Consider the following 531-nt stretch of genomic DNA (forward strand, 5'->3'; position numbering starts at 1 on the left):
CGGGGCGACCCTCAGATGGGGCGCGTCGAGTTCCTGCCCTTGATGATGCGGTCGATCAGCTCGGCCACATCCCGATGCACCTGCTGATTGGTGGCCGCCTCCCTGGCACTGCGATGCGCCGTGGCGGCATCCTCAAGGATCGCGTGGGCCTCGTCGCGGTCGATGATCTCAAGGTCGGTCATCGACAGCAGCAGGGACTCGCAGATGGACAGGGCCGCCAAACCGGCGATATCGGGATCAGGTTTCACGTGCGGTCCTCGAGGAGTTGGGGTCTGGCGGTATGCCGTGCCGCGCTCCAGGGCGACTGAATGACAAAGGCTACAGAATTGTCCGGGGCCGCGTGCTAACCTGGGATAGTCTGTTGGCACGATGACCACACCGCGACCCGGAAACACGTCCCATGTCCGCTGGCGAAAGCCCCCTGGCGAGAAAGCTTGGCACCTTCATGCCGCTGGCGCCGGACGAACTGCGGTGCGTTGCCGACCTGGAATCCACCCGTCGCAGCGTGGCGCCGCAAACGGAAATCGTATA

At 64.2% G+C, this 531-nt stretch carries 1 protein-coding gene; it reads right to left on the minus strand.

Annotation, left to right across the window (positions count from 1 at the left end; all coding sequences use genetic code 11):
• Nucleotides 1–11: 11 nt before the first annotated feature.
• Nucleotides 12–248 (minus strand): hypothetical protein, encoded by a 237-nt coding sequence (locus GHC57_RS19190; protein WP_153347274.1) that lies wholly within the window; start codon nucleotides 246–248, stop codon nucleotides 12–14.
• Nucleotides 249–531: the final 283 nt, after the last annotated feature.

Origin of the sequence: Roseospira navarrensis, assembly GCF_009601025.1 — a bacterium.
Taxonomy (GTDB): domain Bacteria; phylum Pseudomonadota; class Alphaproteobacteria; order Rhodospirillales; family Rhodospirillaceae; genus Rhodospira; species Rhodospira navarrensis.